The organism is Halomonas sp. TH-94, assembly GCF_057473365.1.
The window spans coordinates 22602-37036 of record NZ_JBYCKL010000001.1 but is presented as its reverse complement, the minus strand read 5'-3'; the positions used below and the strand labels follow the sequence as shown (position 1 = coordinate 37036).

Genomic DNA, 14435 nt, shown 5'->3' with positions numbered 1-14435 from the left:
AAGCGAAATTAGCCACGCGTGACGGAGTCGCCGTCAGGGGCTGGGCAGGATAAGCAGCGGACACTCGACGCGCCGGGCCAGAAACGAGCTGACCTTGCCGAAGGTCATGTAATCGAGTTCGTCGACGAAATAGCTCAGCGACTGGGCGATGATGCCGCCGTCGGGCTTGCTGCTGTGGCGGGCGATGACCAGCACGTCGGGCTCATGTTTCTGGGTGGCGCGCAGCAGCATCTTGCGGGCATCGCCTTCGGCCAGTACCCAGTCGACCTCGAAGCCCTCCTGGTGGGCGAAGTCGGCGCCCTCCTTGAGCGCGGCCTTCATCTCTTCGTAGCCCTGCTGAAAGAGCGACTCGTTGGCATCGGTGGAGTCGCCGGGGTTTTCCGCCACGCCGACCAGAATCAGCGTGGGGGCATTGCAGCGAAACAGGCTGACGGTCTGTGCCAGGGCCAGCTTGGCGTTACGCGAGCCGTCATAAGCGATCATGACTTTCATGACATCCCTCCGCAGAAGGCAAGGTAAGGGGTGTGCTTCGGCGTGTTGCCGAAGCACGGACGACGGCGTCAGGGATTTTTGATGTCGGCGCCAGAGCGCAGGTAGAACCACCAGTTGATCACCAGACACACCGCGTAGAAGATCGCGAAGCCGTACATGGCGAGCTCGGGGGTGCCGGCACGGATCTGGCCGCCCATCACCACCGGGGCGATGAAGGCGCCGTAGGCGGCCACGGCGGAGGTCCAGCCCAGTACCGGGCCCTTCTGCTGGGCGTCGAAGATCACGCCGATGCTGCGGAAGGTGGAGCCGTTGCCGATACCGCTGGCGGCGAACAGGATCACGAACAGCAGCATGAACAGGGCGAAGTAGCTGTTGGGGTCGGTGGAGTTGTAGGCCAGCATCATCACGTAGCCGGTCACCGCCGATGCCACCACCATGACCACCGAGATCACCTGAGTGACGATGGAACCGCCCACCTTGTCGGAGATCCAGCCGCCGAAGGGGCGGATCAGGGCGCCGACGAAGGGCCCGATCCAGGCCCAGGTCAGGGCGCTGGGGCCGTCGGGGTTGACCACGCGAGTCACGCTGCCGTCGGCGGCCACTTCCATCATGTTGCCGAAGATGACGTTGATCGACAGCGGCAGTGCCGCGGAGAAGCCGATGAACGAACCGAAGGTCAGGATGTAGAGCACCGTCATCGACCAGGTGTGCTTGTTCGAGAAGATGGCGAACTGCTTCTGGATGTTGGGCTTGATGTCGCCGGGAATCATGCGCATCAGGCCCAGGGTCAGCAGGATGGTGACCGGCAGGGCGACCCACATGCCCAGCCACTGCAGCGTGACGATACCCACCACGGTGGCGACGATGCCCACGCCGTAGAGGCCGAGGATCTTGCCGAAGGCTTGCAGCGGCGTGCCGGGGTTGGGGGTGATGGTGCGCAGGTTGTTCATGCCGAACCAGCCGAGGAAGGCCAGCGGGATGAGGAAAACCAGCCAGATGAAGCCGGCGTTCTGGATCCAGGTCTCGGTGCCGGCCTCGATGCGGCCGATCAGGGTGCCGCTGGAACTCTGTAGCTCCATCGAGCCGCCGGCGATGGCGCCGAAGATTCCCACGGTCATGACCAGCGGGATCAGGATCTGCATGGAGGTGACGCCGAAATTACCCAGGCCGGCGTTCATGCCCAGGGCGTAGCCCTGCTGCTTCTTGGGGAAGAAAGTGGAAATGTTGCTCATGGAGGCGGCGAAGTTGCCGCCGCCGATGCCCGAGAGCAGCGCCAGCATCTGGAAGACCCAGAAGGGCGTGTCGGGGTTCATCAGCGCCACCCCGGTGCCGAAGGCGGGGATCATCAGCAGTGAGGTGGTCAGGAATACGGTATTGCGCCCGCCGGCGATGCGGATCATGAACGAGGCGGGAATACGCAGGGTGGCGCCGGCCAGACCGGCGATGGCGGTCAGCATGAAGAGCTGATCGACGGCGAAGGGGAAGCCCAGGTTCTGCATCTGGGTGGTGATCATTCCCCACATCATCCACACCGCGAAGCCCATCAGCAGGCTGGGGATGGAGATCCACAGGTTGCGGGAGGCGACTTTCTTGCCCTCCTGCTCCCAGAACTGTTCGTTTTCGATATCCCAGTGCTCGATGTCGGCATTCTTCGGTCTGCCGGCGCCGAGCTTGCCGATATCGGCGCTCGATTTTGCCATGACGTTTCCCCTTGAGTTTCCACTGATCCCGCCTTGCGACATCCGTCCTGACCGGGATCAATTCAGGTTCGGTTGAGGCAAAGATACGCCTGGGGAAAGAGCGGCGAAACCGGCTGAAAATGCCGTAAAATCAGGGAAATACCTCTTGAGGGGTAGCGGTGGTATTGGTGTAAGTCTGTGTTTTTTCTTGCTTTGCACAAAAAGAGAAGACAAAAAAAGGCGCCTTGCCGGCGCCTTGGGTTCTTTGGGGGTATCCACACAGAACCGGGGTATCCCCCCGGCTTTCTACCTATCGATGCCTTCCTGCACGGCCCACACCGCCGCCTCTACCCGCGAGCGCAGATTGAGCTTCTTCAGCAGATGCTTGACGTGAACCTTGACCGTGCCCTCGGAGATGTCGAGCTTGCGGGCGATCAGCTTGTTGGAAAGCCCGGCGGCCAGTTCGCGCAGGATCTCGCGCTCGCGCTGGGTCAGGCTGTGAATGTCGGGGGTGGCCGGTGCCGAGCGCTGGTTGCGCAGGGCCTCGGCCAGCAGCGCGGTGAGGCTCTCGCTCACCACCATGCGGCCCAGCGCCGCCTGACGCAGCTGGCGCACCATCTCCTCGGGCTCCATGTCCTTGAGCAGGTACCCATCGGCACCGCCGCGAAGTGCAGCCAGCAAGTCATCCTCATGATCGGACACGGTGAACATGACGATACGCCCGGCATAGCCCGATTCGCGCAGCGCCTTCAGCGTCTGGATACCGTCCATGCCCGGCATGTTGAGGTCGAGCAGGATCAGGTCCGGGTCCAGCTCGGCGGCAAGGCGCACGCCCTGCTGCGGCTCGCCGGTGTCGCCGATGAGCTGGAGGTCGTCCTCCAACTCCAGCAGTTGGGCCACGCCGCGGCGCAGCAGCGGATGGTCGTCGATGATCAGGATACTGGCGGGGGTCTCGTTGGCTGACTGGCCCATGATGTCTCAGTTTCCTTGGTCGTGAAGGGTGGGTTCGGTTGCCGGCTGGCGGGTGATCAGGCGCGCTGTCTGCGGTGTGAAGACCACTTCCACGCAGGTGCCGCCCTCGGCGCGGTTGGAGAGCTTGAGCTCTCCGCTCAGGGTATGGGCCCGGTCGCGCATGATGATCAGCCCGTAGTGCATGGGCGGCGAGTCGTCGTTCTCGAGGCCCACGCCGTCGTCCTCGATGCGCAGCACGATGCGGGCGTTGATGAAGGCCACCGTAACGGCGGCCCAGTGCGCCTGGGCGTGCTTGTGCGTGTTGCTCAGCGCCTCGCGGGCGATCTGCAGCACGTGGATCTCCTCGTTGGGGTTGAGCAGGTGGGGCGGCACGTCGTAGTGCAGCTCCACCGGTGCCACCATTCGCTCGGCGAACTCTGCGGTGGTCTGCTGCAAGGCCGACTGCAGGCCCGGCCCTTCCAGCTTGAGGCGAAACGTCGTGAGCAGCTCACGCAACTGACGATAGGCGCTGTTGAGGCCGGTGCGCAGCTCGTCGAATACCGCCGCCTGCATCTCCCGGGGAGCCTCCTTCGCTTGCATGCGCTCCAGCCGTGCCACCTGCATCTTGAGATAGGAGAGCGACTGGGCCAGGGAGTCGTGCAGCTCGCGGGCGATGATGGTGCGTTCGTTCATCAGCGAGATCTGCTGCTCCTCCTCGATGCGCCGTTGCAGATACACCGCCGTGGCCAACTGGTCGGCCAGGGCGTTGAGCAGGCGGCGCACGCTTTCGGAAAGGCGCTCATCCTTTGGGTGCCAGATTTCCAGCGTGCCGAGCATCTCGTCGCCCACGCTTACCGGCAGCAGCAGGCAGTCGCCGTCTTCGGTGTCGGTCAGGCGCACGGCCTTGGGCGAGATCAGGCAGGCATGGCAGTCGTGGTCGCGGCAGTAGTCCGGACGGCGCGCCGCATGGGTGGCGAGTATCGGCACCTGGCGGTCGGCATGGGGGTCGTTGAGCGACAGCCGTATGGGTCCGATGTCGAGCAGCTCCGCCACCCGCCGCAGCATGGGCGCGGCGCTGGTGCACAGGTCGTTGCCGCCGCCGTAGAGCGAGCGGCTGCCGTCGTGAAGAATCTGCATTACCTCGCTGCTGCGCTCGAGCTCACGGGTCTTGCGCTTCACGTGAGCCTCGAGTTCGGCATAGCTGGAGCCCAGCTCCTCGGACATGGTATCGAAGGTCTTGCCGAGCATGGCCAGCTCGTCGTTTCCCTTGAGCTGGGTACGCAGCGAGAAGTTGTGGCGGGCGGCTTCACGGGCCAGCACCATCAGTTGGCGCAGCGGCGCTACCAGGTTGTGGCGAATATCGTAGAGCGCGATGGCGACGACCACGGCCGTCAACCCGAGGAACAGGATCTGCAGGGCGCTGAGCAGGCGAATCTTGGCTTCGGTATTGTGCTCGAGCTGCTTGACCATGCTGTCGATGTCGCCCACAAGGCCGTCCAAGGTGTGGTTGAGCGGATCGATAGGCACGTACTGGCTGGCTACTGCCTCGCTGACCTGAGGCGCCAGTTCGTTGTGCCAGCGCCCCAGGATCAAGCGGTACTGGCGACGCAGCTCGTGGGCCTCGGAAACGGGAATGGCACCGGTCAGTTCATCGCTGGCCAGGCGCTCCTCGAAGCGACGCTTGAGAACATAGACCTCTGCGCGGTTTTCAAGCGAAGGAATACGCTCGTAACGCTGCAGGGCGGCCACGATCTGGTAGGTATTCATGCGCAGTGAGCCGGCGACGTTGATCGCCGCGGCATCGCCACGACTGCCGCCGGCGACGGCCATGGTAACCACGATGCTGATCAGGGCCATGGCGCTGATCGCCAGCAGCGAAGCGACGATGCGGGCCACGAGGGAACGTTGCAGCAGTTTCATTGACGGTGGGCGTCTCCAGCAAAGTCGCAGGGTATGGCGGCACTATATCTCCTGTCGCCACTATACCCCAGGGGAGGGTGGGGCATCCTACCGGGCGATTGGGCGGGCTGCTACCAAAGAGGTACCTCGCTTGCCCTTTTGACCTGACATGGGGCGCGAACGAGAATCTCTTCGACCACACCCTGAGACTTTCCGTTCATGCAGCCTGCCGTCGAAGCTTCCGTGCTGGATCCGCAGGTCGACTATCGCGCGCTGGTGGTCGTTCTGCTTTCCCCATTGGCCTTTGCACTGGTATTTGCCAGTTGGACCATCTTTGCCGTGCTGGGCGTCGAGCTCAAGCAGGTGCTGCATTTCGGTGAAGTGCAGTTTGCCCTGCTGCTGGCCATGCCCATGTTCACCGGGGCGCTGGCGGCCTTGCCCATGGCTGCGTTGGCGCGCCGGGTCGGCGGTCGGCGGGTGATGATCGGCTGCCTGCTGCTGATCTGCCCCTTGCTGTGGGCCATCGCGCACTCGGATGTGTACCTGGAATTTCTGCTGGCCGGGGCGGGGCTGGGGCTGGGGGCCGGTTCGCTGGCCGCCGGCCTGGTCTACGTGGCCTCGCTGTGCCCGCGGCGCCATGCCGGGCTGGCACTGGGGCTTTACGGCGCCGGTATGTTGGGCGCCGGGCTTACCTACTTCTTGCTGCCCTTGATCAGCCAGGCCTATGGCTGGCCCATGGCGCCAAAGCTGTTTCTGTTGCCGGTTTTGCTGGTGGCACTGCTGTTATGGGTGTTTGCCGATGATGCGCCCAGGGTGTCGCGAACCGAACCGGATAACGGCTGGGACGAACTCGAGGCCGGTGGCAGGGGCGACACGCCTGCCCGCCGCTGGCTGCCACCCCCCGCGGTTTGCCGTCTGGCGCTCTACTACAGCTTTTTCTATGGCGCCTTCGTGGCGCTGGCGCTGTGGCTGCCGGGCTACCTCGCCGCCCAGTATGGCCTGTCGCTCAAGCAGGCGGCGCTCTGGGCACTGGTGTTTACCTTGTCGGGTGGAGTCGGTCAGATCGTCGGTGGGGCACTGGCCGACCGGCATGGCTTTCTCGATCTGCGCTGGTGGGTCAGCGCCTGCGTGATGGCCTGCCTGTTCCTGCTCTCCTACCCAGATTTCACCATGCAGATCCACGGCGTGCATGGCGACATTGCGCTGCGCTTCTCCATGCCGCTGGCCGGCTTCATCGTGCTGCTGGCCGTCATGGGGCTGGCCATGGGTATCGGCAAGGGCAGCCTGATGTGCTTGCTGTATCGCGAACACGGCGACGACATGGTGCGCTCGGGCGGGCTGGCGCTGGCCCTGGGCGGGCTGTTCGCCGCACTGTTGCCGCTGATGTTCGTGTTCGGCAACGAGTGGGTCGGCCTGCGCACCGCCGGTTTCATGTTCCTCTACGCCGCGCTGGCGGTGTGCATGCTGGTCATGCTGTGGGATGGCGTACGTGCCCAGGCGGGCTAACCCCCTTTCATCGGTGCGTCTATCACCTTGTGGGTAGAGGGGGTGTATATAGAGGTAACCTGGCAGTAATCCGCTTTTCGTTGCTCCAGAATTCGCTTCAAGAACCTGCCCCGGCGGTCGTGTGGAACACGTCGCACGACATGGCAGGCAGGGTGGCCCGGGTGCCACGCAATACTTCAAGAAGCCTGGAGACGACCATGAGTCACTTCTTAGATCGGCTGAATTTCTTCCGCAAGGCGCGCGAGCCCTTTGCCAACGACCATGGCGAGACCCGCGAGGAGTCCCGTGGCTGGGAAGACGGCTACCGTCAGCGCTGGCAGCACGACAAGGTCGTGCGTTCCACCCACGGCGTGAACTGCACCGGCTCCTGCAGCTGGAAGATCTACGTCAAGAACGGCCTGGTCACCTGGGAAACCCAGCAGACCGACTACCCGCGCACCCGTCCTGACCTGCCCAACCATGAGCCGCGTGGCTGCCCGCGTGGCGCCAGCTACTCCTGGTACATGTACAGCGCCAACCGCCTCAAGTACCCGCTGATCCGCAAGCCGCTGCTCAAGCTGTGGCGCGAAGCCAAGCAGCAGCACGGCGACCCGGTCGACGCCTGGGCCTCCATCGTTTCCGACCCGGCCAAGACCAAGCAGTACAAGCGTGCCCGCGGCATGGGCGGCTTCGTACGTGCCAACTGGGACGAGCTCAACGAGCTGGTCGCTGCGTCCAACGTCTACACCGCCAAGCAGTACGGCCCGGACCGCATCATCGGCTTCTCGCCGATCCCCGCCATGTCGATGGTCAGCTACGCCGCGGGCAGCCGCTACCTGTCGCTGATCGGCGGCGTGTGCATGAGCTTCTACGACTGGTACTGCGACCTGCCGCCGGCCAGCCCGCAGACCTGGGGCGAGCAGACCGACGTGCCGGAATCGGCCGACTGGTACAACTCCGGCTACATCATCGCCTGGGGTTCCAACGTGCCCCAGACCCGTACCCCGGACGCCCACTTCTTCACCGAAGTGCGCTACAAGGGTACCAAGACCGTCTCGATCACCCCGGATTACGCCGAAGTCTCCAAGCTCACCGACGAGTGGCTGTCGGTCAAGCAGGGTACCGACGCCGCGCTCGGCATGGCCATGGGCCATGTGATCCTCAAGGAATTCCACCTCGACAAGCCCAGCACCTACTTCACCGAGTACGTGCGCAAGTACTCCGACATGCCTTTCCTGGTCGAACTCGAAGCCCGCGAGGACGGCAGCTTCGTGCCCGGCAAGCAGCTGCGTACCAGCGACTTTGCCGACAACCTGGGTCAGGAAAACAACCCCGAGTGGAAGACCGTGGCGTGGGACGAGCTGTCCGACCGCCTCGTCGTGCCCAATGGCTCCATCGGTTTCCGCTGGGGCGAGAAGGAAGAGAACCAGGGCAAGTGGAACCTCGAAGAGCGTGATGCCAGTGGCGAAGAGATCAAGCCGCTGCTGACCCTGGCCGAGAGCCACGACGATGTGGCTCGGGTGGCCTTCCCCTACTTCGGCGGCATCGCCCACGAGCACTTCGACCACGTGGCGGGCAATGAGCTGCTGTTCCACAGCCTGCCGGCCAAGCGCCTGACCAAGGCCGACGGCACTGAGATCCTGGCCGTCACCGTATTCGACCTGATGTGCGCCAACTACGGCATCGACCGTGGCTTCGGCAAGGAAGGCGAAGACGACGGCGCCACCTCCTACGACCAGATCCGTCCCTACACGCCGGCCTGGCAGGAAAAGATCACCGGCGTACCTGCCGAGCAGGTCGCCCGTATCGCCCGTGAGTTCGCCGACAACGCCGACAAGACCCAGGGTCGCTCCATGGTCATCGTGGGTGCCGCGATGAACCACTGGTACCACATGGACATGAACTACCGCGGCCTGATCAACATGCTGATCATGTGCGGCTGTATCGGTCAGAGCGGCGGCGGCTGGGCCCACTATGTCGGCCAGGAGAAGCTGCGCCCGCAGACCGGCTGGACCCCGCTGGCCTTCGGCCTCGACTGGCAGCGTCCGCCGCGCCACATGAACTCCACCTCGTTCTTCTACAACCACTCTTCCCAGTGGCGCTACGAGAAGCTCGAGATCAAGGAAATCCTCTCGCCGCTGGCCAACCCGGCCGACTACAGCGGCAGCCTGATCGACTTCAACGTGCGCTCCGAGCGCATGGGCTGGCTGCCCTCCGCGCCGCAGCTCGGTACCAACCCGCTGCGCCTGGCCAAGGCCGCCGAGGCCGCCGGCATGTCGACCAAGGACTACGCCGTCCAGCAGCTCAAGAGCGGCGAGCTGGCGTTTGCCGCCGAGGATCCGGACAACGAGCAGAACTTCCCGCGCAACCTCTTCGTGTGGCGCTCCAACCTGCTGGGCAGCTCGGGAAAAGGCCACGAGTACATGCTCAAGTACCTGCTGGGTACCCGCCACGGCATCCAGGGCAAGGACCTGGGCGAGGTGGGCGGCCAGAAGCCGGAAGAGGTGAAGTGGCACGACGAGGCGCCGGAAGGCAAGCTCGACCTGGTGGTCACGCTGGACTTCCGCATGTCATCCACCTGTCTCTACTCCGACGTGGTGCTGCCGACGGCGACCTGGTACGAGAAGAACGACCTCAACACCTCGGACATGCACCCGTTCATCCACCCGCTGACCGCGGCCACCGACCCGGCGTGGGAGTCGCGCAGCGACTGGGATATCTACAAGGGCATCGCCAAGGCGTTCTCCGAGGTGTGCGTGGGCCATCTGGGCGAGGAGACCGATCTGGTCACCCTGCCGCACCAGCACGACTCCCCGGCGGAGCTGGCCCAGCCTGAAGTGAAGGATTGGAAGAAGGGCGAGTGCGAGCCGATCCCCGGCAAGACCATGCCGGCACTGATCGAGGTCAAGCGCAACTACCCGGAAACCTACGAGCGCTTCACCTCCATCGGGCCGCTGCTCGAGACCATCGGCAACGGCGGCAAGGGCATCGCCTGGAACACCGAGTCCGAGGTCGAGCTGCTCGGCAAGCTGAACTATCGCAAGACCGAAGGGCCGCACAAGGGCAGACCGAAGATCGAGACGGCCATCGACGCCGCCGAGATGATCCTGACCCTGGCGCCGGAAACCAACGGTGCGGTAGCGGTCAAGGCGTGGGACGCGCTGTCCAAGATCACCGGACGCGACCACACCCACCTGGCCACGCCCAAGCACGAAGAGAAGATCCGCTTCCGCGACATCGTGGCCCAGCCGCGCAAGATCATCTCGAGCCCGACCTGGTCCGGACTGGAAGACGAGCACGTCTCCTACAACGCCGGCTACACCAACGTGCACGAGCTGATTCCATGGCGCACCGTGAGCGGCCGCCAACAGTTCTACCAGGATCACCCCTGGATGCGTGCCTTCGGCGAGAGCCTGCTGACCTATCGTCCGCCGATCAACACCAAGACGATCACCGGCTTCACCATGCCGGAGGACAACGGCAACCCGACCAAGGCGCTGAACTGGATCACGCCGCACCAGAAGTGGGGCATCCACTCCACCTACAGCGACAACCTGCTGATGCTGACCCTCAACCGCGGCGGCCCGGTGGTCTGGATGTCGGAGAACGACGCCCAGGAGATCGGCATCGAGGACAACGACTGGATCGAGCTGTTCAACGCCAACGGCGCGATCACGGCGCGAGCCATCGTCAGTCAGCGGGTCAAGGACGGCATGGTGATGATGTATCACGCCCAGGAGCGCCAGGTGAACGTGCCGGGCTCCGAGGTCACCAAGACCCGTGGCGGCATGCACAACTCCGTGACCCGGGTGTGCCCGAAGCCGACCCACATGATCGGCGGCTACGCGCAGCTCTCTTACAGCTTCAACTACTACGGCACCGTTGGCTCCAACCGCGATGAATTCGTCCTCATCCGCAAGATGAAGAACATCGACTGGCTGGATGGCGAAGGCAACGACAGCGTGCAGGAGACCGTGAAATGAAGATTCGTTCCCAGGTAGGCATGGTCCTCAACCTCGACAAGTGCATCGGCTGTCACACCTGCTCGGTCACCTGCAAGAACGTCTGGACCAGCCGTGAAGGCATGGAATACGCCTGGTTCAACAACGTCGAAACCAAGCCCGGTATCGGCTATCCCAAGGAGTGGGAGAACCAGGACAAGTGGAAGGGCGGCTGGCTGCGTCGCCCCGACGGCAAGATCGAGCCGCGTATCGGTGGCAAGTGGCGGGTGCTGGCGAACATCTTCGCCAACCCCGACCTGCCCGTGATCGACGAATACTACGAGCCGTTCGACTTCGACTATCAGCACCTGCACACCGCCAAGCAGGGCGATCACCAGCCGGTGGCGCGCCCCCGCTCGCTGATCTCCGGCGAGCGCATGAAGAAGATCGAATGGGGCCCCAACTGGGAGGAGATCCTCGGCACCGAGTTTGCCAAGCGGCGCAAGGACAAGAACTTCGAGAAGGTGCAGGCCGACATCTACGGTCAGTTCGAAAACACCTTCATGATGTACCTGCCGCGCCTGTGCGAGCACTGCTTGAATCCGACGTGCGTGGCCTCGTGCCCCAGCGGCGCGATCTACAAGCGCGAAGAGGACGGCATCGTCCTGATCGACCAGGACAAGTGTCGCGGCTGGCGGATGTGTATCTCCGGCTGCCCGTACAAGAAGATCTACTACAACTGGAAGACCGGCAAGTCCGAGAAGTGCATCTTCTGCTACCCGCGCATCGAAGCGGGCATGCCGACCGTGTGCTCCGAGACCTGCGTGGGCCGCATTCGTTACCTCGGCGTACTGCTCTATGACGCCGACCGTATCGAGGAAGTGGCGAGCTCGCCGGACGTGCGCGACCTCTACCACCGCCAGCGCGAGATCTTCCTCGACCCCAACGACCCCGAGGTGATCGCCCAGGCCAAGCGTGACGGCATTGCCGACAACGTGATCAAGGCCGCCCAGGAGAGCCCGGTCTACAAGATGGCCATGGACTGGGGGCTGGCGCTGCCGCTGCACCCCGAGTATCGCACCCTGCCGATGGTCTGGTACGTGCCGCCCCTGTCGCCGATCCAGTCGGCCGCCGAGGCCGGCAAGGTCGAGTACGAAGGCGTGCTGCCCAAGATCGAGTCGCTGCGCATCCCGGTGCAGTACCTCGCCAACATGCTCACCGCCGGTGAGGAAGAGCCCGTGGTGCTGGCGCTCAAGCGGCTGATGGCGATGCGCGTGTTCATGCGCAACCGTCACGTCGAAGGCAAGCACGACACCGAGGTGCTCGACGCCGTCGGCCTGAGCGAAGCCCAGGTGGAGGAGATGTACCGCTATCTGGCCATTGCCAACTACGAGGATCGCTTCGTGATCCCCACCAGCCACCGCGAAATGGCCACCGAAGCGTTCCCCGAGCGCGGCGGCTGCGGCTTCAGCTTCGGCGATGGCTGCCACGGCGAGAGCAAACCGAGCCTGTTCAACGGCCGCAAGCAGACCAGCTCGCTGGTGAAGCCGGTCGACGTCTTCGACCCGAAAACTGGTACCAAGGAGACTCACAATGGCTGATGCAGCGCTGCAACTGTCCGCCGATATCGCCGTTCAGCCCGAGCTTGGCATGCGCAGCCTGCGCGTGCTGGCCCGCCTGCTGGACTACCCCACCGAGGCGCTGCAGGGCGCCGTGGACGAGCTGATCGAAGCGCTCTACGTCGAGCGCCGCCTGCCGGCGGCGCTCAAGGCCGACCTGATGAGCTGGTGTCAGCGCCTCTCCGAGGCCGATCTGCTGGAGCTGCAGTCCGAGTACGTGGCGCTGTTCGACAAGGGCCGCGCCCACTCGCTGCTGCTGTTCGAACACGTCCACGGCGAATCCCGCGACCGCGGCCAGGCCATGGTCGACCTGATCGACGAGTACAAGGCCGCCGGCTTCGAGCTCGACGCTCGCGAGCTGCCCGACTATCTGCCGCTGTTCCTGGAGTATCTCTCCACCCGCAGCGATGAAGAGATCGGCCGCTGGCTGGGCGAGATACGCCACATCCTGGCGCTGCTCACCGCACGCCTCGAGGAGCGCGGCGCCGACCAGGCCCTGGTCACCCGTGCCCTGCTGGCGTTGATCGATGCCGAAGACGACGTCGAGGCGCAGCGCGAGGCGGTGGTCGGCGAGAAGCGCGACGACACCCCCGAAGCGTTGGACGCGGTATGGGAGGAGGAGGCGGTGCGTTTCTCCGCCAAATCCGACGAGGATTGCGCGCTGCAGTCCGCCGAAGGGCGGCGACTGGCCGAGCGCAAGCGGCAGACCCCGAGCCAGACGGTGCGGATCATGTCACCCGAGGCGAATGCACCTCGTGTGAACGGTTAACAGGAGACCTGTCATGTTTGACGCCATTTCCACCTACTTCAACCACCTGATCTACGGCTACTACCCGTACCTGGTGGGCACCGTATTCCTGATCGGCAGCCTGATGCGCTACGACCATGGCCAGTTCACCTGGAAGACCGGCTCGAGCCAGATGCTGACGACCAAGAACATGCGGCTGGCCAGCAACCTGTTCCATGTCGGCATCATCGTGATCTTCTTCGGCCACCTGTTCGGCATGCTGACGCCGCACTGGATGTACGACCGCTTCCTCGACCCCAGCACCAAGCAGCTTCTGGCCATCGTGGTGGGCGGCATCGCCGGTGCCATGTGCCTGGTGGGGGGCGCCATGCTGCTGCATCGCCGTATCACCAACGCTCGCGTGCGTGCCTCTTCCAGCGTCATGGATACCGCCATCCTCGGTCTGATCGTGTTTCAGGCGGCGCTGGGTATGGTCACCATCCTCTTCTCGCTGGGCCACATGGACGGCGAGATGATGGTCACCCTGGCCAGCTGGGCGCAGGCGATCGTCTTCTTCGGCGGCGGCGCTGCCTACTACATGGAAGAGGTCTCCTGGATCTACAAGCTGCATATCTTCGTGGGCCTGACCATCATCCTGCTGTTCCCCTTCACGCGGCTGGTTCACGTCTGGAGCGTGCCGTTCGGCTACGTGACTAGGCGCTACCAGATCGTCCGCCGCAGGGCTTGAGGTAAAAGCTGGCTGCGCTCGCTCAGCTTAGCGAGCGCAGGTTCCAGCAGGATCAATCGAGGTGAATGACATGCAAATGATCGAGATCGAACAGCTGCCCGGACGCGCCGCTCCGCCGCCCATCAAGGTCGGAGCCAAGGCCATCGATGAAGAGAGCATCGCCAGGGAGATGCAGTATCACCCGGCGGCCACCGCCGACGAGGCGCAGCTTCAGGCCGCACGCGCACTGGTCGTTCGCGAATTGCTGCGTCAGCGCGCCGTGGAGCTTGGCCTGGTGACGGCCGATGCCGCCGACGAAGGCGACAACGACGTCGCCATCGCCGCCCTGCTGGAGCAGGAGCTGGAGGTGCCCGAGCCGAACGAGGAAGCCTGCCGTCGCTACTTCGACGCCGACCCCGAGCGCTTCAGCGCACCGACCCGCATGGCCGTTCGCCATATTCTGCTGGCCGCCGCACCCGACGATACCGAAGGGCGCGATGCTCAATATCAGTTGGCCGAGACGCTGCTCGAAGAACTCGGACGCATCCCCGAGCGCTTCACCGAGTTCGCCATGCGCCATTCCGCCTGTCCCTCGAAGAGCGAAGGCGGCGAGCTGGGCTGGCTGGCGCCGGGACAGACCGTGGCCGAGCTGGACCGTGCCCTGCAACACCTTCCCGAAGGGCTGCACGACCGGCCGCTGGCTTCGCGCTATGGCTGGCACGTGGTGAGCATCGACGAGCGCGCCGGCGGCGAGCGCCTGCCGTTCGAACAGGTCGCCGAGCGAGTACGCCATACCCTGCGCGAACAGGCGACTCGCCGCGCCCTGCGCCACTACCTGCTGGCGCTGGAAACCGAGATCGGTGTCGAGGGGATAGAGCTCGACGACGATGCTGCCGGAAGCCTGATGCAATAGGA

The 14435-nt window shown here is 64.3% G+C and carries 10 protein-coding genes; 6 read left to right on the top strand and 4 right to left on the bottom strand.

The features are described from left to right. Positions 1–33: 33 nt before the first annotated feature. The 4 genes from AC2VNO_RS00145 to AC2VNO_RS00130 form a co-directional block, all read right to left on the bottom strand. Positions 34–492, bottom strand: a complete 459-nt coding sequence (locus AC2VNO_RS00145) for a universal stress protein (protein ID WP_228576849.1) — start codon at positions 490–492, stop codon at positions 34–36. A 68-nt stretch (positions 493–560) separates the two neighbouring features. Further along, a complete protein-coding gene (locus tag AC2VNO_RS00140) occupies positions 561–2192 on the bottom strand; it encodes an MFS transporter (protein WP_486932245.1) in 1632 nt (543 codons plus the stop codon). Between the two features lie 285 nt (positions 2193–2477). Continuing rightward, positions 2478–3143 (bottom strand): two-component system response regulator NarL, encoded by a 666-nt coding sequence (gene narL / locus AC2VNO_RS00135; RefSeq protein WP_486932244.1) that lies wholly within the window; start codon positions 3141–3143, stop codon positions 2478–2480. Between the two features lie 6 nt (positions 3144–3149). Continuing rightward, positions 3150–5042 (bottom strand): histidine kinase, encoded by a 1893-nt coding sequence (locus tag AC2VNO_RS00130; RefSeq protein ID WP_486932243.1) that lies wholly within the window; start codon positions 5040–5042, stop codon positions 3150–3152. A gap of 198 nt (positions 5043–5240) precedes the next feature. On the opposite strand from AC2VNO_RS00130, the gene AC2VNO_RS00125 reads away from it, so the two are divergent. The 6 genes from AC2VNO_RS00125 (at position 5241) to AC2VNO_RS00100 (ending at position 14433) form a co-directional block, all read left to right on the top strand. Next, on the top strand, positions 5241–6527 hold the full coding sequence (locus tag AC2VNO_RS00125; RefSeq protein ID WP_486932242.1) for an MFS transporter: 1287 nt from the start codon (positions 5241–5243) through the stop codon (positions 6525–6527). 197 nt (positions 6528–6724) lie between these two features. Next, positions 6725–10489, top strand: a complete 3765-nt coding sequence (locus AC2VNO_RS00120) for a nitrate reductase subunit alpha (protein ID WP_486932241.1) — start codon at positions 6725–6727, stop codon at positions 10487–10489. Beyond that, positions 10486–12048: a nitrate reductase subunit beta gene (gene narH / locus AC2VNO_RS00115; protein ID WP_486932240.1), complete on the top strand. Its 1563-nt coding sequence runs from the start codon at positions 10486–10488 to the stop codon at positions 12046–12048. The genes AC2VNO_RS00120 and narH overlap by 4 nt, the downstream gene beginning before the upstream one ends. Further along, positions 12041–12835, top strand: a complete 795-nt coding sequence (narJ, locus tag AC2VNO_RS00110; protein WP_486932239.1) for a nitrate reductase molybdenum cofactor assembly chaperone — start codon at positions 12041–12043, stop codon at positions 12833–12835. The genes narH and narJ overlap by 8 nt, the downstream gene beginning before the upstream one ends. A 13-nt stretch (positions 12836–12848) precedes the next feature. Next, entirely contained in the window at positions 12849–13541 is a 693-nt protein-coding gene (gene narI, locus AC2VNO_RS00105; protein ID WP_486932238.1) for a respiratory nitrate reductase subunit gamma, read from the top strand. Between the two features lie 70 nt (positions 13542–13611). Further along, positions 13612–14433: a peptidylprolyl isomerase gene (locus AC2VNO_RS00100; RefSeq protein ID WP_486932237.1), complete on the top strand. Its 822-nt coding sequence runs from the start codon at positions 13612–13614 to the stop codon at positions 14431–14433. Positions 14434–14435 lie beyond the last annotated feature (2 nt).

Coding starts and splice junctions, on each gene's coding strand:
- AC2VNO_RS00140 (WP_486932245.1), bottom strand. CDS start 2,192: ATGGCAAAATCGAGCGCCGATATCGGCAAGCTCGGCGCCGGCAGACCG.
- AC2VNO_RS00125 (WP_486932242.1), top strand. CDS start 5,241: ATGCAGCCTGCCGTCGAAGCTTCCGTGCTGGATCCGCAGGTCGACTAT.
- AC2VNO_RS00100 (WP_486932237.1), top strand. CDS start 13,612: ATGCAAATGATCGAGATCGAACAGCTGCCCGGACGCGCCGCTCCGCCG.
- narI (WP_486932238.1), top strand. CDS start 12,849: ATGTTTGACGCCATTTCCACCTACTTCAACCACCTGATCTACGGCTAC.
- narL (WP_486932244.1), bottom strand. CDS start 3,143: ATGGGCCAGTCAGCCAACGAGACCCCCGCCAGTATCCTGATCATCGAC.
- narH (WP_486932240.1), top strand. CDS start 10,486: ATGAAGATTCGTTCCCAGGTAGGCATGGTCCTCAACCTCGACAAGTGC.
- AC2VNO_RS00145 (WP_228576849.1), bottom strand. CDS start 492: ATGAAAGTCATGATCGCTTATGACGGCTCGCGTAACGCCAAGCTGGCC.
- AC2VNO_RS00120 (WP_486932241.1), top strand. CDS start 6,725: ATGAGTCACTTCTTAGATCGGCTGAATTTCTTCCGCAAGGCGCGCGAG.
- narJ (WP_486932239.1), top strand. CDS start 12,041: ATGGCTGATGCAGCGCTGCAACTGTCCGCCGATATCGCCGTTCAGCCC.
- AC2VNO_RS00130 (WP_486932243.1), bottom strand. CDS start 5,042: ATGAAACTGCTGCAACGTTCCCTCGTGGCCCGCATCGTCGCTTCGCTG.